Annotated in this window: 24 protein-coding genes, 1 tRNA gene and 1 pseudogene; 16 read left to right on the top strand and 10 right to left on the bottom strand. The window is 61.3% G+C overall.

Annotated features, from left to right (window positions below; translation table 11 throughout):
* Positions 1 to 14: 14 nt before the first annotated feature.
* The 3 genes from CUJ84_RS22785 to CUJ84_RS22795 all read left to right on the top strand — a co-directional run bounded on the left by CUJ84_RS22785 (position 15) and on the right by CUJ84_RS22795 (position 4486).
* Positions 15 to 1091, top strand: coding sequence for an ABC transporter ATP-binding protein (locus CUJ84_RS22785; RefSeq protein ID WP_105008286.1), 1077 nt, complete (start codon positions 15 to 17; stop codon positions 1089 to 1091).
* 68 nt (positions 1092 to 1159) lie between these two features.
* A complete protein-coding gene (locus CUJ84_RS22790) occupies positions 1160 to 2035 on the top strand; it encodes a phosphotransferase (protein WP_105008287.1) in 876 nt (291 codons plus the stop codon).
* Entirely contained in the window at positions 2036 to 4486 is a 2451-nt protein-coding gene (locus CUJ84_RS22795) for a GcvT family protein (RefSeq protein ID WP_105007822.1), read from the top strand.
* A 107-nt stretch (positions 4487 to 4593) separates the two neighbouring features.
* On the opposite strand, the gene CUJ84_RS22800 is transcribed toward CUJ84_RS22795, so the two are convergent.
* Together CUJ84_RS22800 and uxaC are read right to left on the bottom strand one after the other, a co-directional pair.
* Positions 4594 to 6051: a mannitol dehydrogenase family protein gene (locus CUJ84_RS22800; protein ID WP_105007823.1), complete on the bottom strand. Its 1458-nt coding sequence runs from the start codon at positions 6049 to 6051 to the stop codon at positions 4594 to 4596.
* A complete protein-coding gene (gene uxaC, locus CUJ84_RS22805) occupies positions 6048 to 7463 on the bottom strand; it encodes a glucuronate isomerase (protein ID WP_105007824.1) in 1416 nt (471 codons plus the stop codon). The genes CUJ84_RS22800 and uxaC overlap by 4 nt, the downstream gene beginning before the upstream one ends.
* A 180-nt stretch (positions 7464 to 7643) precedes the next feature.
* Here uxaC and CUJ84_RS22810 point away from each other — a divergent pair, with 180 nt between their 5' ends.
* Positions 7644 to 7853, top strand: coding sequence for a SlyX family protein (locus tag CUJ84_RS22810; RefSeq protein WP_012759624.1), 210 nt, complete (start codon positions 7644 to 7646; stop codon positions 7851 to 7853).
* Between the two features lie 46 nt (positions 7854 to 7899).
* Here CUJ84_RS22810 and CUJ84_RS22815 read toward each other — a convergent pair whose 3' ends face one another.
* Positions 7900 to 9381 carry an NAD-dependent succinate-semialdehyde dehydrogenase gene (locus CUJ84_RS22815; protein WP_105007825.1) on the bottom strand — a complete coding sequence of 494 codons (1482 nt, stop codon included), beginning with the start codon at positions 9379 to 9381 and terminating at the stop codon, positions 7900 to 7902.
* A gap of 167 nt (positions 9382 to 9548) precedes the next feature.
* Positions 9549 to 10829 (bottom strand): 4-aminobutyrate--2-oxoglutarate transaminase, encoded by a 1281-nt coding sequence (locus tag CUJ84_RS22820; protein WP_105007826.1) that lies wholly within the window; start codon positions 10827 to 10829, stop codon positions 9549 to 9551.
* A 168-nt stretch (positions 10830 to 10997) separates the two neighbouring features.
* On the opposite strand from CUJ84_RS22820, the gene CUJ84_RS22825 reads away from it, so the two are divergent.
* From CUJ84_RS22825 to CUJ84_RS22835, 3 genes are all read left to right on the top strand, one after another.
* Positions 10998 to 11807, top strand: coding sequence for a MerR family transcriptional regulator (locus CUJ84_RS22825; protein ID WP_012759627.1), 810 nt, complete (start codon positions 10998 to 11000; stop codon positions 11805 to 11807).
* Positions 11808 to 12015: 208 nt separating this feature from the next.
* Entirely contained in the window at positions 12016 to 12642 is a 627-nt protein-coding gene (locus CUJ84_RS22830) for a ribonuclease D (protein WP_105007827.1), read from the top strand.
* A gap of 229 nt (positions 12643 to 12871) precedes the next feature.
* Positions 12872 to 14428 (top strand): hypothetical protein, encoded by a 1557-nt coding sequence (locus CUJ84_RS22835; RefSeq protein WP_105007828.1) that lies wholly within the window; start codon positions 12872 to 12874, stop codon positions 14426 to 14428.
* Between the two features lie 76 nt (positions 14429 to 14504).
* Here CUJ84_RS22835 and rpsA read toward each other — a convergent pair whose 3' ends face one another.
* From rpsA to aroA, 3 genes are all read right to left on the bottom strand, one after another.
* The gene (rpsA, locus tag CUJ84_RS22840) at positions 14505 to 16208 is read right to left on the bottom strand and encodes a 30S ribosomal protein S1 (RefSeq protein ID WP_003544285.1); all 1704 of its coding nucleotides are present in this window, start codon (positions 16206 to 16208) and stop codon (positions 14505 to 14507) included.
* Between the two features lie 175 nt (positions 16209 to 16383).
* The gene (cmk, locus tag CUJ84_RS22845; RefSeq protein ID WP_105007829.1) at positions 16384 to 17031 is read right to left on the bottom strand and encodes a (d)CMP kinase; all 648 of its coding nucleotides are present in this window, start codon (positions 17029 to 17031) and stop codon (positions 16384 to 16386) included.
* Positions 17032 to 17107: 76 nt separating this feature from the next.
* Entirely contained in the window at positions 17108 to 18466 is a 1359-nt protein-coding gene (aroA, locus tag CUJ84_RS22850) for a 3-phosphoshikimate 1-carboxyvinyltransferase (RefSeq protein WP_105007830.1), read from the bottom strand.
* 275 nt (positions 18467 to 18741) lie between these two features.
* Here aroA and CUJ84_RS22855 point away from each other — a divergent pair, with 275 nt between their 5' ends.
* The 3 genes and pseudogenes from CUJ84_RS22855 to CUJ84_RS22865 form a co-directional block, all read left to right on the top strand.
* A complete protein-coding gene (locus CUJ84_RS22855) occupies positions 18742 to 19125 on the top strand; it encodes a TIGR02300 family protein (RefSeq protein WP_011649932.1) in 384 nt (127 codons plus the stop codon).
* Positions 19126 to 19274: 149 nt separating this feature from the next.
* Positions 19275 to 19350: transfer RNA gene (locus tag CUJ84_RS22860), tRNA-Ala, on the top strand.
* A gap of 90 nt (positions 19351 to 19440) precedes the next feature.
* Positions 19441 to 19692, top strand: a pseudogene (locus CUJ84_RS22865) (GIY-YIG nuclease family protein); the annotation flags it as partial.
* A 136-nt stretch (positions 19693 to 19828) separates the two neighbouring features.
* On the opposite strand, the gene CUJ84_RS22870 reads toward CUJ84_RS22865, so the two are convergent.
* Positions 19829 to 20065 carry a DUF2798 domain-containing protein gene (locus CUJ84_RS22870; RefSeq protein WP_105007831.1) on the bottom strand — a complete coding sequence of 79 codons (237 nt, stop codon included), beginning with the start codon at positions 20063 to 20065 and terminating at the stop codon, positions 19829 to 19831.
* 237 nt (positions 20066 to 20302) lie between these two features.
* On the opposite strand from CUJ84_RS22870, the gene CUJ84_RS22875 reads away from it, so the two are divergent.
* Both CUJ84_RS22875 and CUJ84_RS22880 read left to right on the top strand, forming a co-directional pair.
* Entirely contained in the window at positions 20303 to 21025 is a 723-nt protein-coding gene (locus CUJ84_RS22875; RefSeq protein ID WP_105007832.1) for a YoaK family protein, read from the top strand.
* Positions 21026 to 21093: 68 nt separating this feature from the next.
* Positions 21094 to 21882, top strand: coding sequence for a YdcF family protein (locus CUJ84_RS22880; protein WP_105007833.1), 789 nt, complete (start codon positions 21094 to 21096; stop codon positions 21880 to 21882).
* Positions 21883 to 22045: 163 nt separating this feature from the next.
* On the opposite strand, the gene CUJ84_RS22885 is transcribed toward CUJ84_RS22880, so the two are convergent.
* On the bottom strand, positions 22046 to 22519 hold the full coding sequence (locus CUJ84_RS22885; protein WP_018448035.1) for a hypothetical protein: 474 nt from the start codon (positions 22517 to 22519) through the stop codon (positions 22046 to 22048).
* 289 nt (positions 22520 to 22808) lie between these two features.
* On the opposite strand from CUJ84_RS22885, the gene CUJ84_RS22895 reads away from it, so the two are divergent.
* On the top strand, positions 22809 to 23444 hold the full coding sequence (locus CUJ84_RS22895) for a trimeric intracellular cation channel family protein (RefSeq protein ID WP_105007834.1): 636 nt from the start codon (positions 22809 to 22811) through the stop codon (positions 23442 to 23444).
* 13 nt (positions 23445 to 23457) lie between these two features.
* On the opposite strand, the gene irrA is transcribed toward CUJ84_RS22895, so the two are convergent.
* Positions 23458 to 23877: an iron response transcriptional regulator IrrA gene (gene irrA / locus CUJ84_RS22900; RefSeq protein ID WP_003555773.1), complete on the bottom strand. Its 420-nt coding sequence runs from the start codon at positions 23875 to 23877 to the stop codon at positions 23458 to 23460.
* Positions 23878 to 24177: 300 nt separating this feature from the next.
* On the opposite strand from irrA, the gene fabA reads away from it, so the two are divergent.
* The 3 genes from fabA to fabI are packed head-to-tail and all read left to right on the top strand — an operon-like array spanning position 24178 to position 26782.
* Positions 24178 to 24693 carry a 3-hydroxyacyl-[acyl-carrier-protein] dehydratase FabA gene (gene fabA / locus CUJ84_RS22905; RefSeq protein ID WP_027682244.1) on the top strand — a complete coding sequence of 172 codons (516 nt, stop codon included), beginning with the start codon at positions 24178 to 24180 and terminating at the stop codon, positions 24691 to 24693.
* A gap of 45 nt (positions 24694 to 24738) precedes the next feature.
* Entirely contained in the window at positions 24739 to 25971 is a 1233-nt protein-coding gene (gene fabB / locus CUJ84_RS22910) for a beta-ketoacyl-ACP synthase I (protein WP_017962727.1), read from the top strand.
* 4 nt (positions 25972 to 25975) lie between these two features.
* The gene (fabI, locus tag CUJ84_RS22915; protein ID WP_105007835.1) at positions 25976 to 26782 is read left to right on the top strand and encodes an enoyl-ACP reductase FabI; all 807 of its coding nucleotides are present in this window, start codon (positions 25976 to 25978) and stop codon (positions 26780 to 26782) included.
* Positions 26783 to 26819 lie beyond the last annotated feature (37 nt).

Below are 26819 nucleotides of genomic sequence, written 5' to 3' on the forward strand. Positions count from 1 at the left end.
AGGGTTTTGACAAGATGGCAACCAGTGTCGTTCTTCAGAAGGTCGAAAAGCGCTACGGCTCGCTGGATGTGATCCATGGCATCGATCTGACGATCGATCCCGGCGAATTCGTCGTTTTTGTCGGCCCCTCGGGCTGCGGAAAATCGACCCTTCTGCGCATGATCGCCGGTCTCGAGGAGATCACCGGCGGCGGGCTGCTGCTCGACAACGAACGCATGAACGAGGTGGCGCCAGCCAAGCGCGGCATCGCCATGGTCTTCCAGTCCTATGCGCTCTATCCCCACATGTCGGTCTACAAGAACCTCGCCTTCGGCCTGGAGACGGCGGGTTACAAGAAGGCCGATATCCAGCCGAAAGTGAAGCGCGCCGCCGAGATCCTGCAGATCGAGAAGCTGCTGGAGCGCAAGCCGAAGGCGCTCTCCGGCGGCCAGCGCCAACGTGTCGCGATCGGCCGCGCCATCGTGCGCGAACCGCGGATCTTCCTGTTCGACGAGCCGCTGTCGAACCTCGATGCCGAACTGCGTGTGCAGATGCGCGTCGAGATCTCCCGCCTGCACCGCAGCCTCGGCAATACGATGATCTATGTCACCCATGACCAGGTCGAAGCCATGACGATGGCCGACAAGATCGTGGTGTTGAATTCCGGCCGTATCGAGCAGGTCGGCGCGCCGCTCGATCTCTATAACAATCCGGCCAACCGCTTCGTCGCCGGTTTCATCGGCAGCCCGAAGATGAATTTCCTGAAGGCCCGCATCGAGCAGGTCGGCGAGGCCGAAACCAGCATCCATGTCTGCGGCAATTCCGTCCGCCTGCCGCGCCGGCTGAAAGGCCAGGCCGGAGAGGACGTCACCTTCGGCATCCGTCCCGAGCATCTTTCGCTGGCCGAAGGTACAATCGCGCTGTCGACCGTCAATGTCGATCTCGTCGAAAATCTTGGCGGCGCCACCATGCTCTACACCACGACGCCGGATAGCCAGCTCCTGACCGTGGCGCTTGACGGCCAGCAGAAGGTGGAGCGCGGCGCCAATGTGAAGGCTTCCTTCGATCCGGCCCGCTGTCACGTCTTCGACGCGGCCGGCAAGACGATCTAAGCGCACCGCCGCTTGACATCAGATCCTCCTCTGCCCCATCATTTCGGAAGGGGCAGAAGGGGATGAGCATGACGCCTGAAGATAGGATTCATGCGCTTGGCATCTGGCAGGGCCCGATCGAAATCTCGCCGATAGCAGGCGGCATCACCAACAGGAATTATCTCGTCAGCGATGCCGTCGCGCGCTGCGTGGTCAGGCTCGGCACCGATATTCCGATCCACCACATCAACAGGCAGAACGAGCTTGCCGCAAGCCGTGCCGCCCATGCGGCCGGCATTTCGCCGGCGGTCATCCACCATTTGCCGGGCGTCCTGGTGCTCGAATATATCGAGGCGAGGGCGCTTTCGCCGGAGGATATCAGGACACCTGACATGCTGGCCCGGGTTGTCCCGCTGGTCCGCGCCTGCCATCATGACATTGCCCGGCATTTCCGCGGTCAGGCAATGATCTTCTGGGTCTTCCACGTCATCCGCGATTATGCCGCCAATCTGAAGGCATCGGAGAGCGCCTATCTTCCACTGCTGCCGGGGCTCCTCGGCAGGGCTGAGAGGCTGGAAGAAGCGGCAGGACCTTTCGAGATCGCCTTCGGCCACAACGATCTGCTGGCCGCCAACTTTCTCGATGACGGCAAACGGCTCTGGCTGATCGACTGGGACTATGCCGGTTTCAACACGCCGCTTTTCGATCTTGGCGGATTGGCCTCCAACAACGAACTCTCGGAAGCGGCCGAGCGCGCGATGCTGGAGACCTATTTCGACCAGCCGTTGACCAATGATCTCAGCCGGCGCTATGCGGCGATGAAATGCGCCTCGCTGCTGCGCGAGACGCTGTGGAGCATGATTTCGGAAATTCATTCCACCATCGATTTCGATTACGCCGGCTACACGGCCGAAAATCTCGCGCGCTTCGAGCGCGCCTATCAAGCCTTTGAACAGGACCAATAAATGACGAAGGAATTACCGAAGACGGCGAAAGCCGTGGTCATCGGCGGCGGCATCATCGGCTGCTCGACGGCCTATCATCTCGGCAAGCTTGGCTGGACCGATACCGTCCTGCTGGAGCGCAAGAAGCTTACTTCGGGCACCACCTTCCATGCCGCCGGCCTCGTCGGCCAGCTGCGCACCAGCGCCAACATCACCCAGCTTCTTGGCTATTCCGTCGAACTCTACAAACGGCTGGAGGCGGAAACGGGTCTCGGCACCGGCTGGAAGATGAATGGCGGCCTGCGCCTTGCCTGCAACGAGGAACGCTGGACCGAGGTCAGGCGCCAGGCGACCACCGCCCAGTCCTTCGGTCTCGAAATGCAATTGCTGACCCCGCAGGAAGCCTTCGATCTCTGGCCGCTGATGACGGTGGACGATCTCGTCGGCGCCGCTTTCCTTCCCACAGACGGCCAGGCCAATCCCTCCGACATTACCCAGGCGCTGGCAAAGGGCGCCCGCATGTCAGGGGTTTCGATCTTCGAGGATACCGAAGTCCTCGACCTCGAAATCGACAAGGGAAAGATCCGCGCCGTCGTCACGGCGCAAGGGCGCATCGAATGCGAGCGCGTCGTCGTCTGCGCCGGCCAATGGACGCGCGCCTTCGCCGCCCGCTTCGGCGTCAACGTACCGCTGGTCTCCGTCGAGCATCAATACATCATCACCGAATCCTTCGGCGTGCCCTCCAACCTGCCGACGCTGCGCGATCCCGATCGCCTGACCTACTATAAGGAGGAGGTCGGCGGCATCGTCATGGGCGGCTACGAGCCGAACCCCATTCCCTGGGCGAAAAGCGGCATCCCCGAAGGTTTCCACTACACGCTGCTGGACAGCAATTTCGACCATTTCGAACAGATCATGGAACAGGCGCTCGGCCGCGTTCCGGCGCTGGAAAACGTGGGCGTCAAGCAGTTGCTGAACGGCCCGGAAAGCTTCACGCCGGATGGCAACTTCATTCTCGGCGAGGCCCCGGAGCTGAAGAATTTCTTCGTCGGCGCCGGTTTCAACGCCTTCGGCATCGCCTCGGCCGGCGGCGCCGGCATGGCGCTTGCCGAATGGGTGACGAAGGGCGAACCGCCTTATGATCTCTGGCCGGTCGATATCCGCCGTTTCGGCCGGCCGCATTTCGATACCGACTGGGTGCGGACACGCACGCTCGAAGCCTATGGCAAGCATTACACCATGGCCTGGCCGTTCGAGGAACATTCGAGCGGCCGCCCCTGCCGCAAATCGCCACTCTATGACCGGCTGAAGGCGCAGGGCGCCTGTTTCGGCGAAAAGCTCGGCTGGGAGCGGCCGAACTGGTTTGCCGATCTCTTCGCCAACGAGGAGCCGAAGGATGTCTACAGCTACACCAGGCAGAACTGGTTCGACGCCGTCGGCCGCGAGCACAAGGCCGTGCGCGAAGCGGCCGTCATCTTCGACCAGACCTCCTTTGCCAAATTCGTGCTGAAGGGCAGGGATGCCGAGGCAGCCTTGTCCTGGATCGCCGCCAACGATGTCGCAAGACCTGTGGGATCGCTCATTTACACGCAGATGCTGAACGACAAGGGCGGCATCGAATGCGACGTGACGGTCGCCCGCATCGCCGAGAACGAATATTACATCGTAACCGGTACCGGCTTCGCCACCCATGACTTCGACTGGATCGCACGCAATATCCCGGCGGCGATGCATGCCGAGCTGGTCGAAGTCACATCCGCCTATTCCGTGCTGTCGCTGATGGGACCGAATTCGCGCGCCGTGCTGGAAAAGGTGACGGGCAGCGATGTCTCGAATGCAGCCTTCCACTTCGGCAAGGTCAGGACCATCGGCATTGCAGGTTGCCCGGTGCGGGCGTTGCGCATCACCTATGTCGGCGAGCTCGGCTACGAACTGCATGTTCCCATCGAGTATGCGACCACGGTCTATGACGTGCTGATGGCATCAGGCGGTGAGCTCGGCCTCGTCAATGCCGGCTACCGCGCCATTGAGAGCTGCCGCCTGGAAAAGGGTTATCGCGCCTGGGGGTCGGATATCGGTCCCGACCATACGCCTGTTGAAGCCGGTCTCGGCTGGGCGGTGAAGATGCGGAAGAATATTCCGTTCCGCGGTCGCGAGGCGATCGAACGGCAGCTTGCGGGCGGGGTGAAGAAGCGCCTCGCCTGCTTCATTCCGGAGGATGCGGATGCCGTGCTGCTCGGCCGCGAAACGATCTATCGCGACGGCAAGCGCGTCGGCTGGCTGTCGAGCGGCGGCTTCGGTTATACGCTGGGCAAGCCGATCGGCTACGGCTACGTCCGCAATCCCGACGGCGTGACCGAGGATTTCGTCCTCTCCGGCACCTATGAGCTTGATGTCGCGCGGGAACGCATCCCCTGCAAGGTGTCGCTGTCGCCGCTCTACGATCCCGATATGGCGCGCATCAAGGCGTAGCCGGGTCTAGAGCAGTTCAGCTTTAACGGAAACGCAGAACCGCTCTATCCTTTTGTTTTTACGCAATTCCGGACGGAAAACCGCTTCGCACTTTTCCTGGAATTGCTCTAGAACAGCGGCAGCCGGTCGTCCTGGATCAGGATCTCCAGCTTGTCGGAGACGTCCTGCGTCCACGCCCGGTGTCCTGTCAAAGCCGCTGGGAAAAGTCCTGGAAGGGTGAAAAGAGCCGCCGAAATCGCAAGGCCGGTGCGCGGGACATCGGCGATGAGAGCGGCGATTTCGCCAGCACGGGGATCGCGCAGTTCATAGCGCTCGCCGTTGCCGTGCTCGCCGATCGCATAGCGCATCCATGCCGCAACGGCGATCGCATAGGTCTCTGCCTTGTCGCCATGCGCCAGTGCCTCGGTTGCCGGTTCCAGCAGCCGCTGCGGCAGTTTCTGCGTGCCGTCCATGGCGATCTGATAGGTGCGATGCGCGATCGCCTTGTTTGCAAAGCGCGCTATCAATTCGCTGGCATAGTCATCGAGATCGATGCCCGACACCGGATCGAGCGTACGCGCGGCCGCATGCATGTGGCGATAGGCAAGTGCTGCCAGGGCTGCATCGTCCATCACGTCGCGGATGAATTCATAGCCGCCGATATAACCGAGATAGGCGAGCAGCGAATGGGCGCCGTTCAGCATCCGCAGCTTCATTTTTTCGTAGGCCGAGACTTCCTCGACCATCAGCGCGCCACGGACCTTTTCCCAGGCCGGCCGCCCATTGGCGAAATGATCTTCGATGACCCACTGTGTAAAAGGCTCTGTCTCGACCGCCGCCATGTCGGTGCGGCCCGTTAGCCGCTCGGCATCGGCATAGGTTGCTTCGGTGCTTGCCGGCGTTATGCGGTCGACCATCGTCGAAGGGAAGGGCACATTTGCTTCGATCCAACGATGCAGCTCGGGGTCGATGCGGGAGGTGAATTCGAGCACGAGGCGTTTTAGAACCGCGCCGTTGCTCGGCAGGTTGTCGCAGCTGAGCGGCGTAAAGGGCGCGATCCCCTTCTGCCGGCGGCGCGCAAGGCCTTCGACGAGGTAGCCGATGACGCCGCGCGGCGTATGCCGGCTGGCGAGATCGGCGACAATATCGGGGTGCTTCAGGTCGAGGCCGCCGGTTGCCGGATCGAAACCATAGGCCTTTTCCGTCACCGTCATGCTGACGATGCGGATAGCGGGATCTTCGAGCCGCGCCAGCAGGCCAGCCGGATCGCGGGGCGCCACATGCGCCTTCAGGATCGAACCGATCACCTCAGCCGCCGTGCCCGAGCTGTCGCGGATCAACGTTGTATAAAGCCCGTTCTGAGCGCTCAGATTGTCAGCGACATCAGCAGTGCGTAGACTTGCCACCTCGATGCCCCAGTCTCCGCCCTCTGCGGCAAGTGCGGCATCGGTAAACGGCGCGAAATGCGCGCGGAAAAAGGCGCCTGGCCCAAGATGCAGGATGCCGCTTTTCAGCTGGTTACGGACATAGCCGGGAAGCTTCGCCGTCGAGGCGAGGCCGGAAAGGGTCTGCAGTCGTTCGGTCACAGCTTGTAGGCCTTCTTTGCATTGCCATAGGAGAGCTCGCCCGCGACGATCTCGGCTTCCCGCTTGGAAATCCGGTGCTCGGCGGCGAGCTGGGCAAGGAAGCGGCAGACTTCGCGGCGCCAGACGTCGTGCCGCGCGGGGATCGAAAGCAGCGCGCGCGTATCGTCGTTGAAACCCGCCATATTGGCAAAGCCCGCTGTCTCGACGACTTGGTCGAGGTAGCGGCGGATGCCGTTCGGGCTGTCATAGAACCACCAGGGCGGGCCGATCATCAGGCAGGGCCAATGTCCAGCCATGGGCGCCAGCTCGCGTGCATAGGTCGTCTCGTCGAGCGTGAAGAGCAGGATGCGCAAACCCGGCGCATGGCCATATTTTGATAGCAGCGCATTCAAGCCGCCGACCCAGTCCGTGCTTGTCGGGATATCGGCGCCCATATTGGGGCCTCGGGTCGAGAAAAGTCCGCGGTCGGTGTTGCGTCTGGAGCCGGCATGGATCTGCATCACCATGCCGTCCTCGGCCGAAAGCCCGGCCATCTCGGTCATCATCTGGCCACGGAAGAGCTCTGCCTCTTCGGCCGAAAGCGGCCCCTTCAGCGCCTTGTCGAGCAGCGCCTGCTTTTCCGAAAGCGGCAGGTCGGCGGTGAAGGCGGTGGGCACGCCGTGATCGGTCGCGGTGGCGCCGAACTGGCGGAAATAGGCGCGCCGGCGCCGATGCGCCTCGATCAGACCGTCCCAGCGCGTCACCTCAGTGCCGGTGATCTCTCCGAACTTCACGAGATTGTCGCGGAAGCCGACGGCATCGGGATCGGTGACGCCGTCTGGCCTGTAGGTGGTGCGCACCTTGCCGATCCAGCCGTCGGCCGCCATCTTCTGGTGATGCGCCAGCGGATCGAGCGCCCCATCTGTCGTCGCGATCGTTTCGATGCCGAATCGCTGATGCAGCGACCGCGGGCGGAATTCGGGAAGGGCAAGCTGGGCATTGATATGGTCGTAGAGCGCATCGGCATTGTCAGATGTCAGCGGCTCGGTGCAGCCGAGCACGGCCGACATGGCGTGGTCGACCCAGAGACTCGAAGGCGTTCCGCGGAAGAGATGATAATGCGCGGCAAAGGTCCGCCAGATCGCCCGTCCCTCAGCCACCGGCTTGTCGTCGAGCCGCGGCACGCCGAGCTCGTCCAAGGTGACACCGACGCTGTGCAGCATGCGGAATAGATAGTGATCGGGAATGACCAGCAGCGAGGCCGCATCTTCGAAAGGCTTGTCGTCGGCGAACCAGGACGGCTCGGTATGCCCGTGCGGGCTGACGATCGGAAGATTGCGCACCGTCTCGTAGAGGTCTCGCGCGATGGTCCGTGTTGCCGGATCAGCCGGAAAAAGCCGGTCCGGATGAAGAAAGCCGTTTCCTGCATCCATCAGTATTCCTCCCAGATGGATAACGGCCTACCCCACAATATCCGGCCCGGCAAGGTCTTTTAGTAACCAAACGGTACAGTTTTGCGTGTGGCCGCGCCGGGCATGGAAAGCATTGACGCGGCGGCCTATTTCCGCTTTGGGAGAACCATCTGTTCTGCCGGTTTCGGCAAAGGAGGATCGATGTCCGACGAGACGAACCGCATCACCCAGCTGGAAGAAATGCTGGCCCACCAGGCAAAGACGATCGAAGAGCTTTCCGATCAGCTCGCCGAGCAGTGGAAGACCGTCGAGCAGATGCGCACCAAGCTCGACCGGCTGACCGAACGCTTTCTGTCGCTGGAGGAGCAGTCGCTGGAAGCGCCTGGCATCACCCGCCCGCCGCATTATTGACGATACGCGGCGCAATGCCGCGTGCTCGTCTCATTAGGATGATCAATCAGACGCCGCCGATACAGAGATATTTCATTTCCAGATAGTCGTCGGCGCCGTGCCGCGAGCCTTCGCGGCCAAGGCCGGATTGCTTGATGCCGCCGAAGGGTGCCGTCTCGGATGACATCAGGCCGGTATTGATGCCGATCATGCCGTATTCCAGCGCTTCCGCCACCCGCCAGACCTTCTTCAGATCGCCGGCGTAGAAATAGGCTGCGAGGCCGAACTCCGTGTCGTTGGCCTGTTGAATGACGTCCTCGACCGTGTCGAAGCGAAAGAGCGGCGCCACCGGCCCGAAGGTCTCCTCGCGCGCCACCTTCATGCCGCGCGCAACGCCTGTCAGGACCGTCGGCGTGAAGAAGGTGCCGGCGCCGTCGATGCGCTTGCCGCCGGTCAGTACTTTGGCGCCCTTGGCAAGCGCGTCGCTGACATGGTCTTCCACCTTGGCAAGGCCTTGCGCGTCGATCAGCGGCCCGATGACGACACCCGGCTTGAAGCCGTCGCCGACCGACATCTCGGCGACCTTGGCGGCAAGCTTGGCGGCGAAGGCGTCATAGACGTTCGACTGGACGTAGAGGCGGTTGGCACAGACGCAGGTCTGGCCGGCATTGCGGTATTTGGAGGCGATCGCGCCTTCGACGGCAGCGTCGAGATCGGCATCGTCAAAGACGATGAAGGGCGCGTTGCCGCCGAGCTCCAGGCTCACCTTCTTGATCTGGTCGGCGCACTGCCGCATCAGGATGCGGCCAACCTCCGTCGAACCGGTGAAGCTGATCTTGCGCACCTTTTCGTTGCCGCAGAGCTCGCGGCCGATCGCCGGGCCGTCGACCCCGACGATGACGTTGAAGACGCCCGCCGGAATGCCGGCCTGCTCGGCGAGTACGGCAAGGGCGATCGCCGTCAGCGGCGTCTGTTCGGCGGGCTTTGAGACCACGGTGCAGCCGACGGCAAGCGCCGGGGCGATCTTGCGGGTAATCATTGCTGCCGGGAAATTCCACGGCGTGATCGTGCCGACGACGCCGACCGGCTGCCGGATGACGATCATCCGTTTATCGTCGGAAGGCGCGGGGATCGTCTCGCCGTAGATGCGTTTGGCTTCTTCCGCGTACCATTCGATATAGGCCGCGGCATAAAGGATCTCGCCGCGCGCTTCCGGGTACGGCTTGCCCATTTCGGCGGTTAGGATCGCCGCGAGTTCGTCGGCATTGGCGACCATCAGGTCGAACCATTTGCGCAGGATCGCGCTGCGCTCCCTGGCCGGACGGGCAGCCCAGCCCGGTTGGGCGGCATAGGCCGCATCGATTGCCGCCCGCGTCTCGGCCGCACCCATATCGGGCAGCGAGGCGAGCAGCTCGCCGGTTGCCGGGTTCAGCACGTCGAACGTCCGAGTGGCATCGCCTGATGTCCAGACGCCGTCGATATAGCCGGCATCGCGCAGCAAGGGCGAGGAGAAGGGAACGTGCTTGGTCAGTGCGCTGGTGAAAGCCATGTCATATCCTCCTTGGGAGTGCGGCTGCCGGTTGCCGGCAGCCATTGAAATCCGGCTAGAGCAATTCCAGGAAAAGTGCGCAGCGGTTTTCCGTCCGGAATTGCGTAAAACAAAAAGTTAGAGCGGTTCTGCGCTTCCGTGAAAAGCTGAACCGCTCTAGGGTGCGATCACTTGGCCGCGCTTGCTTGCAGCATCGAGGCCTCGAGAATATCGAGCGCTTCGCCGAAGATCTCGTCCTGGATGGTGATCGGCGCGAGGAAGCGGATGACGTTTCCGTGGACGCCGCAGGTGAGCAGGATCAGGCCCTTGTCGAGCGCAATCAGCCGCACCTGGTTGGCGAATTCCGCGCTCGGCAGTCCCGTCGTCCGGTCGTTGAATTCGACGGCGTTCATGAAGCCCGGCCCGCGGATATCGACGATCTCCGGCACCGTCTCGCGCAACGACTCCAGCCGCTGCTTCAGCCGCCCCCCAAGCTGGTTGGCGCGGTTGCAGAGATCTTCGTCGGCAATGACGTCGAGCACGGCATGGGCAGCGGCGATCCCGAGCGGATTGCCGCCATAGGTGCCGCCGAGCCCGCCCGGTCCCGGCGCATCCATGATTTCGGCGCGGCCGGTGACGGCGGCAAGCGGAAAGCCGCCGGCCAGGCTCTTTGCCATCGTCGTCAGGTCGGGCGCCACCTCGTGGTGATCCATTGCGAACATCCTGCCGGTGCGGGCAAAACCGGTCTGCACCTCGTCGGCGATCAGCAGGATGCCGTGCTGGTCGCAGAGCTCGCGCAGCGCCTTCATGAAGGCGGCGGGGGCCGCATAGAAGCCGCCTTCGCCCTGCACCGGCTCGATGATGATGGCGGCGACGCGCTGCGGATCGACATCGGCGGCAAAGAGCTTCTTCAGCGCCGCCAGCGACTGATCGGCGGTGACGCCGTGCAGCTCGATCGGGAAGGGAACGTGGAATACGTCGCCCGGCATCGCGCCGAAGCCGACCTTGTAGGGCACGACCTTGCCGGTCAGCGCCATGCCCATGAAGGTGCGGCCATGGAAGCCGCCGCCAAAGGCGATGACGGCCGAGCGGCCGGTCGCGGCGCGCGCGATCTTGACGGCGTTCTCAACCGCTTCGGCGCCCGTCGTGACGAAGATCGTCTTCTTCTCGAAATCGCCAGGCAGCAGCGCGTTCAGTCGTTCGGCAAGGTGCACGTAGCTTTCATAGGGCACCACCTGATGGCAGGTGTGGGTGAAGCGGTCGAGCTGATCCTTGACCGCTGCGATGACCCGGGGATGGCGGTGGCCGGTATTGAGAACGGCGATGCCGGCGGCGAAATCGATGTAACGTCGGCCTTCCTTGTCCCAGATCTCCGCATTCTCTGCGCGATCGGCATAGATCTGAGTGGTCATGCCGACGCCGCGTGAAATAGCGGCGTTCTTCCGGTCGGTAAGGCTTGTCGCGGTCATCGATGGCTCCTGCGCTGAAAGGGTTGGAAAGCTATCTTGTATAATTTCTGCAAGATGTATATAAAACTCCTTCATTTTTCCTGCAAGAAAACAAGAGGCATTTTTTGCTTCAAACATCACGCTTTTTGATGGAGGTTCTGGGGCGATTGGAATCGGGGATAGTTTCGAATGAACGATAACGGGCCTGTACGCTACAAGGTGGCGGAAGCCGCGCGGCTGGCGGGTGTTTCGGCCTCGACGCTGCGCCTCTGGGAAAGCCAGGGCCTGGTGGTTCCCGGTCGTTCCGAAACCGGCCATCGGCAATACAGCGCCGACGATGTGGCGCGGTTGAAGCGCATCTCCTGGTATCGTGTCGAGCGCGGGCTCAATCCCGCGGCAATCCGCGAGGCGTTGGAGAGCGAGGAACCTTCCGCCGATGGCGCCGAGGCAAGCCAGGATACCGGCCTCGGCCGCAAGCTGCGCAGCCTGCGGCATGCGAGCGGCAAGACGCTCGATCAGGTGGCCGGCGACATCGGCGTCACCTCGTCGACGCTCTCGACGCTGGAGCGCACCTCGCAGGGCGTCAGCTTCAAGACGCTGCATGATCTCGCCGAATATTACGGCACCACCGTCTCCCGCCTCTCCGGTGAGGAAAGCGGGGAGGTATCGGCGCATGTGCGCGCCGGCGAATGGCGCGCCTGGCCGGAAACGACGCCGGGTGTCGCGGTGCAGCTCCTCGCCGAAGGTCGCCGGATGATGGATTGCCATCGTTTCGTGTTGGCGCCGGGTGCTGCCAGCGAGGGCGCCTATCGCCACGAGGGCGAGGAATTCATGCATGTTCTGTCCGGCCGGCTCGAACTGGTGCTCGACGGCGATCAGTTCTTCGATCTCGGCCCCGGCGATTCACTCTATTTCGAAAGCCGCCGCGATCATTCCTGGCGCAACCGTCACGACGGCGAAACCGTGCTTCTCTGGATCAATACGCCGCCAACATTCTGATGCGGAGATAAAAGAGGGAGAGCGTCCTATGTGCGCCCAAGAGGACGCACGGCGCTCTAGCGGCAGGAAAGCGGTTTCGCGCTCTGCGCCTTTGCGCTATAGCGCTGCTGCATAATTCCTTAAATCGGAATCGATTTAAGGATAAAATAATGCAGCCATTCAAAGTGCTACGGCGCTGTAGGGGATGCATCGAACGAAAGACAGTCTCATGGCGGCGACCATACGTTATCACGAAGGCGATATTTCCGCGGCCGATGCCGCCCGCTACACCGGCGCGATTGCAATCGACACCGAAACGCTCGGCCTTGTGCCGCGCCGCGATCGGCTCTGCGTCGTCCAGCTTTCGCCGGGTGACGGCACCGCCGATATCATCCGCATCGCCGCCGGCCAGAAGCAGGCGCCCAATCTGGTCGCCCTGCTCGAAGACCCCACCCATCAGAAGATCTTTCATTACGGCCGCTTCGATATTGCCGTGCTCTTCCATACCTTCGGCGTCACCACGACCCCGGTTTTCTGCACCAAGATCGCCTCGCGCCTGATCCGAACTTATACGGATCGCCACGGCCTCAAGGATAATCTCAAGGAGATGCTCGATGTCGATGTCTCCAAGGCGCAGCAATCTTCCGATTGGGCGGCCGAGACGCTGTCTCCGGCCCAACTCGAATATGCCGCGTCCGACGTGCTTTATCTGCATGCGTTACGCGATAAGCTGACGGAACGCCTGATCCGCGACCGCCGCTACGATCATGCGACGGCTTGCTTCGAATTCCTGCCGACCCGCGCCAAGCTCGACCTGCTCGGCTGGGAAGAGGCCGATATCTTCGCCCATAGCTGAGCGAATTGCTTTCATTCCGCGTTTGCTAACAACCGTGCGGCAGACTTGTCCGCGGCCGTTAGCGATTCATTAACGCCTGTTTATTAACATTCCTGTTAATTTTTATGCATTCGATGACGCCGAAACGCGTCATGCGGATAGGAGGATCTGCTGGGATGCAAGGGGATCGGATGAGCGCGGTCCTTTTCTAGAGCCTGCTTTCATCGTCACTTTACGAAAGGAGCATGCCATGTTGACTCCCGTTCGTGCAGCGTCCAATGCAAGCTTTTCGTCCCAGGGTCAGGCAGCGGCGATCGTTGCCAGTGGTCTCGGCCACTCCGCGATTGCCCCCCCGCCTGTCAACGCCGTCGAAGCCGCAGACCTCAATTCCGCCATTGCCGGCAAGCTCAATATTCTGCTCCTTGCGGCGCGTGAGCGCATGGTCGAAGCCCTTTTCGATGTCATCGATGCGGCAGGCCGCTCGATCTCGCTGGATCGTGGCGAGGACGAGAGCAATCTTGCCTTCGCCTCTCGGCTGGCCGATGCCATCCGGCAGCTGCCAACCGCTGGGATCGACGAGGTTGGGCGCCAGCTCACCGAGCAGGGGCATAGCGTGCCGCTCCGGACGATCGCCGAGGCCCTGAAGAACCCGACGGGCCCTGAAGCCGCCCGCATCGTCGCCTATCTGGAAATCGTCCGCTACAAGGATCGCGACCTCGCCGCCCGCGCTGTCGTCCGCTCCTATGGCCAGAACGATGCATCGCCGATGCGCGCCGAACCTCGCCCCGAGATCCGGCTGCCCGAGATCCGGCTGCATGAGGACAGCCTGCCTGCCGCCATGCGCCAGCCGGCAGACAAGCTGCCCGCGCCGGCCGATTCGCTGATCGAGGCCGCAGCTCTGACGACCACCGAAGAAGCGGTTATCGCCGAAGCGGTGGAAGCTGCCGATGCGGAAACGCCGCAGGCTGAAAACCGGGCTCAGTCCACTCCGGCGACGGCAAGGGAGGTCGCCCCGGAAAAATCTGCGCCGCAGGAGATCGAAGCCGGGCAACCGCTGCCGACGGAAGCCGCAGCGGCCGACGATACGCAGGCAACGCCGGAGCCGCCTGCCATCCAACCCCGCGCGATGTCGGAAAAGGTCGATCCTGTCATTCCCAGGAACTGGGCAGGAATCGTTGCCTCCATGACCGAAGAAGTCTCCGAGCTGATCGCCACGATCATCCGCGAGCAAGACGTCGAAACCGTGCTGGAGGATGTTCCCGTCGAGGCGGCAGTGGAGATTGATGCGATCCTCGACGACGCCGTCATCAGCGATGCGACCGAGACCTTGAGGCAGCCGGCCGAATTCACCGCACCCGATCCCCGCCAATCAGCAGCACTCCGCCCACCGCAGATGGATGAGGCCGCGGCGGCGGCAGCCCGTCAGCCGAAAGAAATCTCCGCGCAACCGCAGACGATGCCGATAGCCGAGACCGCCGAGGCTTCCTATCTGCCGCTGGCGGCAAAGATGCCGGAGGGACTTGCCTATAGCCAGCTGCCCTACCAGTTCGCCAAGGATACGCCATCGAACGAGGAGGCGGGCGAAACGCACCACCAGCATCAGCACCACCGCGATGATGCGTCCGAGGATCAGCAGCAGGCACAGTCCGGTGGCGAGGACGCCGAGCCCGATGCCGAAACGACCGACACGGCACCCGAGCGCAGGACGCCGAGGATGATTGATACCGAGCCGTCGGCTTATCAGCCCGGCCGCCCGGCCGACGACCCGGTCTATACGCTCTATCAGCGCATGGTCGGCTGGGAATAACATTTTCATCGCCTGAAAATGAAGAACCCGCCGGATCGCTCCGGCGGGTTCTTCAATTCAAAGGCGGATGCGAGGCTTATTCGCCGCCGCGGTTCTTCAGGGCTGCGCCCAGGATGTCGCCGAGCGAAGCGCCGCTGTCGGACGAACCGAACTGGGCAACGGCTTCCTTCTCTTCCGCAATCTCCAGAGCCTTGATGGACAGCATGATCTTGCGGTCCTTCTTGGAGAAGTTGGTGACGCGGGCGTCGAAGACCTGGCCGACCGAGAAGCGCTCAGGGCGCTGCTCGTCGCGGTCGCGGGCGAGATCGGCGCGACGGATGAAGGAAGTGATGTCCTCGTGGTTGACGAGCTTCACTTCGACACCGCCGTCGTTGACCGCGATGACTTCGCAGGAAACGACTGCATTCTTGCGCAGGTCGCCAGAAGCAGCGGCGTCGCCGACTGCATCCTTGCCGAGCTGCTTGATGCCGAGCGAGATGCGTTCCTTCTCGACATCGACGTCGAGAACGACGGCCTTGACGACGTCACCCTTGTTGAACTCCTCGATGACCTGTTCGCCCGGACGGTTCCAGTCGAGGTCGGAGAGGTGCACCATGCCGTCGACATCGCCGTCGAGGCCGATGAACAGGCCGAATTCGGTCTTGTTCTTGACTTCGCCTTCGACTTCAGTGCCGGCCGGGTGGCTGCGGGCGAATGCTGCCCACGGGTTTTCCAGCGTCTGCTTGAGGCCGAGCGAGATACGGCGCTTGGACGGATCGACTTCGAGAACGACGACTTCGACTTCCTGGCTCGTGGACAGGATCTTGCCGGGGTGAACGTTCTTCTTGGTCCAGGACATTTCCGAGATGTGGATCAGGCCTTCGATGCCCGGCTCCAGCTCGACGAATGCACCGTAATCGGTGATATTCGTAACGGTACCGGAAATCTTCTTGCCTTCCGGATACTTGGCCTGGATGCCATCCCACGGATCGCTCTCGAGCTGCTTCATGCCGAGCGAGATACGGTGGGTTTCCTGGTTGATGCGGATGATCTGAACCTTGACCTGCTGGCCGATGTTCAGGATTTCCGACGGATGGTTCACACGACGCCATGCCATGTCGGTGACGTGCAGCAGGCCGTCGATGCCGCCGAGGTCAACGAACGCACCGTAATCGGTGATGTTCTTGACGACGCCGTCAACAACCTGGCCTTCTTCGAGGTTCTGAACGATTTCAGAACGCTGCTCGGCACGGGATTCTTCCAGAACCGTACGGCGCGAAACCACGATATTGCCGCGGCGCTTGTCCATCTTGAGGATTTCGAAGGGCTGCGGATTGTGCATCAGCGGGGTCACGTCGCGGATCGGGCGAATATCGACCTGAGAACGCGGCAGGAAGGCGATCGCACCGTCGAGGTCGACCGTGAAGCCGCCCTTGACCTGGTTGAAGATCACGCCTTCGACGCGCTCGCCAGCTTCGAACTTGGCTTCGAGCTTGACCCAGCTTTCTTCGCGGCGAGCCTTCTCGCGCGACAGAACGGCTTCGCCAAGCGCGTTTTCGATGCGCTCGACATAAACTTCGACTTCGTCGCCGACCTTCAACAGGCCGTCCTTGGCGCGCGCGCCGAATTCCTTGAGCGCGATGCGGCCTTCAACCTTCAGGCCGACGTCGACAACGGCGACGTCCTTCTCGATGCCCGTGACGATGCCCTTGGTGACATAGCCTTCGGCCAGGTCGTTCTTGGCAAAGGACTCTTCGAGAAGAGCCGCGAAATCCTCGCGGGAGGGGGTAGCTACTGACATAAAATCTCCTGCGTGTCCTGATAACGGAAGCGGACACGTATGCGCCGGTTGGTTTGCGTTGAACGGGCCTGAACCCAGTCCGCCCTCTCACGAAGGCAATCCGGCGCTTGGACGGAATTTCAGGCTTGCTATATTAGAAGCGATCCATGCTCAGAGCACGCAAAATCGCTTGAATTTAGGCATTTCGGCTCAAGACCGCATCGATGATCGATTGAGCAGCTTGAAACGCGGCCTCTATACTCATTTCCGACGTATCAAGCAAGTGCGCATCATCAGCTGGTTTCAAAGGGCTGTCGGCCCGTCCCATGTCGCGTTCGTCGCGCCGCTTGACGTCCTCGAAGATCGCATCGAAATCCGCCGTCAGGCCTTTGCCCAGGATCTCGTCATAACGGCGTCTTGCGCGGACTTCCGGCGACGCCGTTACATAGAATTTCACCGCCGCATTCGGACAGACAACCGTGCCAATATCGCGCCCGTCGAGCACAGTTCCCGGCGCTTTTGCCGAAAACCGCCGTTGCGCCTCGACCAGAGCCCGGCGCACCGCCGGCATGACGGCAATCTTCGAGGCGGCTTCGCCGATCTCATGTTTGGAAAGTATATCGCGATCCAATCCAGCGAGTTCAACCTCTAGCGCGATCTTTTCCGCTACCGCCTCCTCGTCGAGCGGCAGGCCGGCATCGAGCAGCGCCTTGGCCGTGGCGCGATAGGTCAGGCCGGTATCAAGATGGTGATATCCGTAGCGCTCTGCGATGAGGCGCGAAAGCGTCCCCTTACCCGCTGCGGCGGGGCCATCGATGGCGATGGTGAAGGTCTCGTTAGTCATGTGATCAATCCTGCGACAGCGCGCCGAAACGGCAAATGAGTTTGGCTTCGCGGAATGCGGAATGGTGGCTGGCACATCATTCCGGCACCGCCTCGATCTTTGCGCCAAGGCCGGTCATCAGCTGCATGAATTCGGGAAAGCTGGTCGCGATCATCGCCGCGTCGTCGATCGTGACAGGATGCTCCGAGGCAAGCCCCATGACAAGGAAGCTCATGGCGATGCGATGGTCGAGATGTGTGCTGACCCTGCCGTCGGCAGCATTGCCGAGGCCCTTGCCGTCTGGCCTGCCGCGCACGACGAGAAAATCCTCACCCTCGTCGCAGTCGACACCATTGAGTTTCAGCCCGTCGGCGACAGCGGAAAGACGGTCGGACTCCTTGACGCGCAGTTCCTCCAGCCCCTTCATGATCGTCGTGCCCTCGGCGAAACAGGCAGCGACGGCGAGGATAGGATATTCGTCGATCATCGACGGAGCACGATCTTCGGGAACGGTCACGCCCTTGAGCTCGGAATGGCGCACGCGCAGATCCGCCACGTCCTCGCCGCCGGCAAGACGCGTGTTCAGCACCTCGATATCAGCCCCCATCTCCTGCAGCGTCAGGATCAGCCCCGTACGGGTCGGGTTCATCAGCACGTTGACGATGGTAATGTCGGAGCCGGGGACAAGCAGCGCAGCAACCAGCGGGAAGGCGGTGGAGGAGGGATCGCCCGGAACGTCGATCACCTGGCCCGTCAGCTTGCCGCGGCCTTCGAGCCGGATCGTGCGGACGCCGTCCTCGTCGGTCTCGACGGAAAGGGCGGCGCCGAAACCCTGCAGCATCTTTTCAGTATGGTCACGCGTCATCACCGGCTCGATGACCGTGGTGACACCCGGCGTGTTGAGGCCGGCAAGCAGCACGGCCGATTTCACCTGGGCGGATGCCATCGGCACCCGATAGCGGATCGGGCTCGGCGTTCCCGGGCCTCTGAGCGTCACCGGCAGCCTGTCGCCCTCGGAGGCGCTGACCTGCACGCCCATTTCGCGCAGCGGATTGAGCACGCGGCCCATCGGCCGTTTCGAAAGCGAGGCGTCGCCTGTCAAGGTGGAGCGAAAGTCGTAGGTGCCGACGAGGCCCATGGTCAGCCGCACGCCGGTGCCGGCATTGCCGAAGTCGAGCGGCGCGTCAGGCGCAAGCAGCGCACCGTTGCCGGTGCCCTCGATCACCCATTGTTCGCCCTCCTTGCGGATCCTGGCGCCCATTGCCTGCATTGCCCGGCCGGTATTGATCACATCCTCGCCCTCGAGCAGGCCGGTGATCCGGGTTTCGCCGGAAGCAAGCCCGCCGAACATGAAGGAACGATGCGAGATCGATTTGTCGCCCGGAATACGGACGCTGCCCGAAAGGCCAGCGGATTTGCGGGCGGTGGCGGGCCGGGGCGCAGAGCCGTGCAGCATGCGTAATCCTTTGCAAACACAGTCTATTTTTGCCGCAAGACAGGCTTGGCGGGTCGCAATTCCCGTCCGCTTCTGCAGCTGTTGCGGCTCGTTAACATAAACGCGCCGGGCGGTCATCCGTCGGCTTGCCAAAAACCCCGCGCTCCGATCTCAAAGTTTGGCTTTGACATGGGAAGCCACAGCGATTAAGGGGACCGGCTTATAAATTCCGATGGAACGCCGGCTTGGTCGGCATTTGCCGAATCTCGCATTCGGTCATTCACACGAGGCTCATAGTGGCGAAAGCGGAACTTGGAACCAAGCGTACCGATCCGGAAACCGGCAAGAAGTTTTATGATCTGAACCGGGATCCGATCGTCTCTCCTTATACCGGCAAGTCCTACCCTCTGTCCTTCTTCGAAGAAACCTCGGCGATCGCCGAAGTTGCCGAGGAAGACGAGGTCGCGGAAGTCGATACTGAAAACACTGAAGTCGAACTGGTTTCGCTGGAAGATGCCGATGACGCCGCCAGCGGCGACGACATCCCCGATATCGGCGATGACGATGTCGAAATCGAAGGCGATGACGACGACGATACCTTCCTCACACCCGACGAAGATGACGATGATGACGACATGAGCGACATCATCGGCGTGACCGGCGACGAAGACGAAGTCTGAGACCGCATTTCGGCCCGGTGAGGAAAAAATTCTCCGGGCCGGATTTTTTAGGCTTGCTATCTCCGAAAACCGGAAGTAATAAGCCGCCACTCCGCAGGGCACGCCTTGAGGAGTATCCCAGGACCGGCCCTGAGCCGGACCACCTTGATGGGGCTATAGCTCAGCTGGGAGAGCGCTTGCATGGCATGCAAGAGGTCAGCGGTTCGATCCCGCTTAGCTCCACCACGCTTCGCCCTTACGGGCTTCGCGTGGCACCGCCGCGAGAAACCGTTAGGCCGAAGCAGTGCCCGGCATAGCCCGAAGGGCGACGACGGGCAGGAATATACCGGGTCTACCGCAGATCTGAAACAGCGGCTTGCGGCTCACAATGCCGGAAAATCCACCCACACTGCCAAATTCGTACCATGGAATTTGCTCTGGTATTGTGCCTTTCCCGACAAGCACAAAGCTCTTGAATTCGAAAAATTTCTAAAATCGCATTCTGGCAGGGCTTTTGCCAGCAAGAGATTGGTCGAGCCGAGCCTGGATCCGGGTCGCCTCGCCAATTGGAAGACCGATTCCGATTAAGTACCGCCTGCTGCCCTGCGAGAACCGAACAGCTAAATCGTGCGGATGTGCTTGGTGCATTCGCAAAGAAAAGACTCTAGCCGCCCCGACCTCAACTCCGGCAGGCCACTTGCGCAGCCCGCCGGCCGCCTTGCACTCACATCTCGACTATAACAGCCGTCAGCCGCTTGACCACCGGCAGCACCAAGAGCAGGACGGGAAAGGCGATCGCCCAGGAGAGCGCCCATGCGGAGGGCCACATGGCAAGGGCAGGTGCGGTCAGGCCTTGTGCTCTCACGATGCTGATCGCTGAGACGACTGATGTCATCAACAGCGAGAGGATGAGCGGCATGACGATTGTATTGTAACGTTTGGGGAGTTTGCCTTTGGGCATTTTGATCTCCGTAAGGTGCCGATCCGACAATTGCGCAGCGCCGATCGGCGGGTTGCGCGTTGATTGACGTAAACGCTTACGGAGCTTCGATCTGAAGCAACACCATTTCTATGGGCGAAAATGTCTTGCCGTTCAAGACCGCCCCCATCCCTTCCGATCGCCTTTGCCAATTCCTCAATGAGAGGATGTATGTTCGGTGCTGGAATCTCAGCGATTCGGCTCTAGGACCCTCAGCCAATGACCAGATCAAGACGCCGCCGCATCATCCGGACCCGACGAACCTTAACCGGGCTCGCCCTCGTCGGCTCGATCTCGTTTCTTGCCGGCATGACCGATGCCACCGGTCTTCTGCTGACCGGCGATTTCGTCTCCTTCATGACAGGCAACACGACGCGGGCGGCACTGGCCTTGAGCGATGGCAATGTTTACCACGCGGCAGTCCTTGTCTGTGCCATCATCGTCTTCGTCCTTGGCAATGCGGCAGGCATCGTCATCTCTCATGTTTCGCAACGCCGCATTTTCGTGGTGCTCGGCTGCGTCGGTCTCGTCCTGGCTTTCGCCTCGATGATGACGGTGCAGAACATGCTGTTCGCGCGGTTCTACATGATCGTTTTTTCCATGGGCATGGTGAATGCTGCCGTCGAGCATATCGAAGGCCTGCCGATCGGCCTGACTTATGTCACAGGCGCCCTGTCGCGCTTTGGCCGCGGCATCGGCCGCTGGATCATCGGCGATCGTCATGTCGAATGGACGATCCAGATTGTGCCTTGGGGCGGCATGGTGCTCGGCGCGATCGTCGGCGCCGTCCTGACGCGGCTGACGGGCGCGCATGCACTGTGGCTGGTCTCCCTCTTCGCCATGGTGCTTGCACTTGCCGCCATGCTCATCCCGCGGCCGCTTCAGCGCCGCTTCAACCAGAAGATCGCGCCGCATCGGTCGGCCGTTGCGCGGATGAAATAGAACCGTCGCATTCCTGTTACCGTCGAATCGGATAGGAAGCACCGCTGCCAATCCTCGAGGAGTAGGTCTTGTTCCTGATTTCGAAGCTTGTCTGGATTTTCGCTCAGCCGCTGTCGCTGGCATTCTTCCTCGTCTTCTTGGCCCTCATTGCCGGCTTTCTGCGCTGGCGTACCTTAACTATCCTCGGTGCAACGGGTTCGGCCCTCATCCTCTTCGTCACGCTCTACACCACGACCGGCAACCTTCTGATGCAAGGTCTCGAGCAGCGCTTCGCAAAGCCCGCCGCCGATCCAGATAGGCTGCAATGCATGATCGTGCTCGGCGGCGGCTTCGAAAACGAGGTGAACACGGTGCGCCACGGCATAGAATTCAACGGCGGAGCCGACCGCTTCATCGAAGCCTTGCGGCTTGGGCAGAAATTTCCGCAGTCGCGCATTCTGGTATCGGGCGGCGACGGCTCCATTTCGGGCATCTACGAAGGCGATGCGGCGGCATCCGAGCGCTTCTTCCCGCTCTTCGGCGTTGGCAGGGATCGCCTGATCGAAGAGAGGCAATCGCGCACGACCTTTGAAAATGCCGTCAACACTAAGGAATTCCTGGCAAGCCAGGGGCTTTCCAATTGCCTGCTGATCACCTCGGGTTTCCACATGCCGCGGTCCGTCGGCATCTTCCGCAAGCTCGGCATCGATATCGTGCCCTGGCCGACCGATTATCGCACCGACGGCCAGGTGAGGCTCGGGCTCGATTTCACTCAGCCGAACCTCAATGCGCAGAACCTGGCGACGGCGATCCGCGAATGGTACGGCCTGGTGGGATATTATCTCGCCGGCCGGACGTCGGAGCTTTATCCGCAATAGAGCAATTCCAGGAAAAGTGCGAAGCGGTTTTTCCGTCCGGAATTGCGTAAGAACAAGAGGTTAGAGCGCCGCGCGTCCAACAGGACGCGCCAAGGACGCTCTATCACTTTGAATTTGCGCATGACTCGAAAATCGATTCTGATTTCGGGTCATGCGCTGAGAGCTATTTCTTCGAGATGGTGACGAATTTCGTGCCGCGGACGCGTGCCGTCACGATGCAGGGATCACCTTCAGTGCGGTCGCAGAAGCGCGGATGCATCTTCATCGCCAGCACCATGTTGCCGAAGCGCTGGACGAAATCGTAGCCATAGATCTGCGCCGTCGCGATCATGAAATAACCGCCCTCGGCAACCTGCAGATAGAAATTATAGGTGCAGCCGTCGTCATTGCATTGCGGCCCCTTCTGCCCGTCACAGGTCAGCTGGCCCTCGTTGACCACGGCGTCGATCAGGCCGTCATTGTTGATGTCCTGCCGGATGATGAAGCCGTCGGCAAATTCGGCCGTCTTGCACTGCTCCTGGAAATGTTTCTTCTCGTAGATCTCGGGATCGGAAATCAGCGATTGCTGGCCGAAGGCGACAGCCGGCATGACAAGCAGCAGGACGATATTCAGAACGGCGAGCACCAGCGTTTTCACGGCTTTCCTCTTTTGGATAAAGGCTCTGTGGCCCAATGCATGTCGCCAAAAGTGTGCAGTGGTTCTAGGACAACGACGTGCATCACGTAAAGACCTTCGCTTTATGGCGCCGCCGCCTTGCGCCGCCCTTGCCGCCGTGGTTCTTTCCCGAGAACAGGATGATTTTCGGCCTAATTGGCCTAAAATCTGAATCCTGTTCTCAATTCAAGAGTTAGAGCATGATGTTATCCGAAAACCGCTCACACTTTTCGGCATCATGCTCGGAACGTCTGCCGGTTCCGGGGTTCGCATGTCCTTGCTCGTCTATCTCGATTATGCCGGCATTGCGCTGTTTGCCGCGACAGGCGCGCTCGCCGCCTCGCGCAAGCAGCTGGACCTGATCGGTTTTTTGTTTTTCGCCATGGTGACCGGAACCGGCGGCGGCACCGTGCGCGATATCGTGCTCGGCCGCGTGCCGGTCTTCTGGGTGCTGAACCCCGCCTATATCCTCGTCTGCTGCATCGTGGGCGTCATCGTCTTCTTCACCGCCCATCTGCTCGAATCGCGCTATCGCCTGCTGATCTGGCTGGATGCGATCGGCCTTGCCGCCTATTGCGTGCTCGGCGCCGCCAAGGGCCTCGCCGCCACCGGCTCGCCGACCATCGCGATCGTCACCGGCACGCTGACGGCGACCTTCGGCGGCATCCTGCGCGATCTGATGGCAAACGAGCCTTCGGTATTGTTGAGGCCGGAAATCTACGTGACGGCAGCCCTCATCGGCGCCGGCGTGTTCACGCTCGCCAATGCGCTCGGAATGCAGCTCTATCTGGCGTCTGCCTGCGGCGTCGTGGCGGCCTTTACGGTGCGCGGTGGAGCCCTGTGGTTCGGCTGGACCTTCCCGACCTACAGGCACAAGCCTGGCCGGCATCCTGACGATGTCATGTAGCGCTGCGGCGTCGTCAGCCCTGCTTCGCCCGCAGGCGGATCACCACGTCGACATGGGCGATCTCCATGCCTTCAGGCGGTTCCGGCAGATTGGCGATCGTCAGGTTGCTGACGGGAATGTCGAGAACCTCGTTTTCGCCTTCGACGAAGAAATGGTGATGGTCGGAAACATTGGTGTCAAAATAGGTCTTGGCACTCTCGACGGCGAGAACCCGGATGAGACCGGCTTCCGTGAACTGGTGAAGCGTGTTGTAAACGGTTGCCAACGACACCGGCACGCCAGCGGCAACCGCCTCCTCATGCAGTTCCTCGACGGTCAAATGCCGGTCGCCCTTGGCAAACAGGAGGTCGCCAAGCGCGACACGCTGGCGAGTAGGGCGCAGGCCCGCACCGCGCAGCCTTACCTCTATTGCGATCGGGAGTGCACCCGTCATCAAAACCAACTCCGGTTATTCTGGCATAAAGCAATCATGTTTCTTTAAGGGGTATAACTTTTGCATCGGAGCCTTTCAATAGTTCAATGGGGACAGGAGCCTGATAAACGCGGCAAAAACGGGCTTTTGACGCAAATAGGTCTGGTCCCGGCCCTAGCCTTCCTGTATGCGACCACCAAATAATGGCGCAAGCCTGGTCCGGGGAGATGAATGAAGCTGCCTTGCTTGTGCTTCATTTTCTGAAGAACTTGGACTACACGTTCACATCCATCGGCTTGATGCGGGGGGAAAAGAAACTTTATGACGACCAGACAGTCCAGCTTCTCGTATGAAGAACTCATCGCTTGCGCACATGGCGAGCTGTTCGGCCCCGGCAATGCGCAGCTGCCCCTGCCGCCTATGCTGATGGTTCACCGCATCACGGATATTTCCGAAACAGGCGGCACCTTCGATAAGGGCTACCTCCGGGCCGAATATGACGTTCGCCCCGACGACTGGTATTTTCCCTGCCATTTCGAAGGCAATCCGATCATGCCGGGCTGCCTCGGTCTCGACGGCATGTGGCAGCTGACCGGTTTCTTTCTGGGCTGGCTCGGCGAGGCAGGCCGCGGCATGGCGCTTTCAACAGGCGAAGTGAAATTCAAGGGCATGGTCCGGCCACAGACGAAGCTGATCGAATATGGCATCGACTTCAAGCGTGTCATGCGCGGCCGTCTGGTCCTCGGCACGGCCGACGGCTGGCTAAAGGCGGACGGCGAGACCATATATCAGGCGGCCGACCTTCGCGTCGGTCTATCGAAAGACAAGACGGCCTGAAACCGCATTTCGAGCGGCTGACGAAAACAACAAAGGTTTGATCAGATGAGACGGGTAGTTGTCACGGGTCTGGGTGTCGTGTCCTCGATCGGAAACGACGCGGCCGAAGTCACCGAATCCTTGCGGCAGGCAAAGTCGGGTATCTCCTTTTCGAGCGATTTCGCCGAACATGGGTTCAAGTGCCAGGTCTGGGGCAGTCCGAAGCTCGGTTCGGCGGAACTTGCCGAACTGGTCGACCGCCGCGCCATGCGATTCCTGTCGCAGGGCGGCGCCTGGAATCATGTGGCCATGAAACAGGCACTTGCCGATTCCGGCCTCGAAGAGAAAGACTACGCTCAGAACGAGCGCACCGGCATCATCATGGGCTCCGGCGGTCCGTCCACCCGCACCCTGATCGAAGCTGCCGAAATCACCGTGAAGAACAACAGCCCGAAGCGCATCGGCCCCTTCGCCGTGCCGAAGGCGATGTCCTCGACCGCATCGGCCACGCTCGCCACCTGGTTCAAGATCCACGGCGTCAATTATTCGATCTCGTCGGCTTGCTCGACGTCGGCGCATTGCATCGGTAACGCCGCCGAGATGATCCAGTGGGGCAAGCAGGACGTGATGTTCGCCGGCGGCCACGAGGATCTCGACTGGACGATGTCCAACCTCTTCGACGCCATGGGCGCCATGTCCTCCAAGTACAACGACACGCCGGACAGCGCCTCGCGCGCCTATGACGTCAACCGCGACGGTTTCGTCATCGCCGGCGGCGCCGGCGTGCTGGTGCTCGAGGAGCTGGAGCGCGCCAAGGCCCGCGGTGCTAAGATCTACGCCGAAATCGTCGGCTATGGCGCAACCTCGGACGGCTACGACATGGTCGCCCCCTCGGGCGAGGGCGCCATCCGCTGCATGCGCCAGGCGCTCGCCACCGTCAAAGGTGACGTCGACTACGTCAACACCCACGGCACCTCGACGCCAGTCGGCGACAGCAAGGAAATCGGCGCCATCCGCGAGGTATTCGGCTCGAAGATTCCGCATATCCAGTCGACCAAATCGCTGACCGGCCATTCGCTTGGCGCTGCCGGCGTGCAGGAATCGATCTATTCCCTGCTGATGATGCAGCAGGGCTTCATCGGCGAAAGCGCTCATATCACCGAGCTCGATCCCGAATTCGAAGGTGTCCCGATCGTCCGCAAGCGTATCGACGACGCCAAGATCGACATTGCCCTCTCCAATTCCTTCGGCTTCGGCGGCACCAACGCCACGCTCGTCTTCCAGCGCTATAACGGATAATAATATGACGGGAATTATGCAGGGTAAGCGCGGGCTCATCATGGGCGTCGCCAACAACCACTCGATCGCCTGGGGGATTTCAAAAGCTCTCGCCGCACAGGGTGCGGAACTCGCCTTCACCTATCAGGGCGATGCGCTCGGCAAGCGTGTCAAGCCGCTTGCTGCCGAGGTCAGCTCGGATTTCGTGCTGCCCTGCGACGTCGAGGACACCGCCTCGGTCGATGCCGTGGTCGACGCGATCAAGGAGCGCTGGGGCAAGCTCGATTTTATCGTCCATGCCATTGGCTTTTCCGACAAGAATGAGCTCAAGGGTCTCTACGCCGATACGACGCGTGAGAATTTCAGCCGCACAATGGTCATTTCCTGTTTCTCCTTCACCGAGATCGCCAAGCGCTGCGCTCCGTTGATGGAAGATGGCGGTGCGATGCTGACGCTGACCTATAATGGCTCGACGCGCGTCATCCCGAATTACAACGTCATGGGGGTTGCCAAGGCCGCGCTCGAGGCTTCGGTGCGTTATCTCGCCGCCGACTACGGCCCGCGCGGCATCCGCGTCAATGCCATTTCCGCCGGCCCGATCCGCACGCTTGCCGGCGCCGGCATCTCCGATGCGCGCGCGATCCTCTCCTGGAACCAGCGCAATGCGCCGCTGCGCAAGACCGTAAGCATCGATCAGGTCGGCAACTCGGCTCTCTACTTGCTCTCCGACCTTTCCTCCGGCGTCACCGGCGAAATCCATTTCGTCGACGCCGGCTTCAACGTCACCTCCATGCCGACGCTGGAAACGCTGCGCAAAGCGGACGTCGAATAAACACTATTCGATCGAAACTCAAAGGCCGTGCGCAGAT

Origin of the sequence: Rhizobium leguminosarum, assembly GCF_002953715.1 — a bacterium.
Taxonomy (GTDB): Bacteria; Pseudomonadota; Alphaproteobacteria; order Rhizobiales; family Rhizobiaceae; genus Rhizobium; species Rhizobium leguminosarum_V.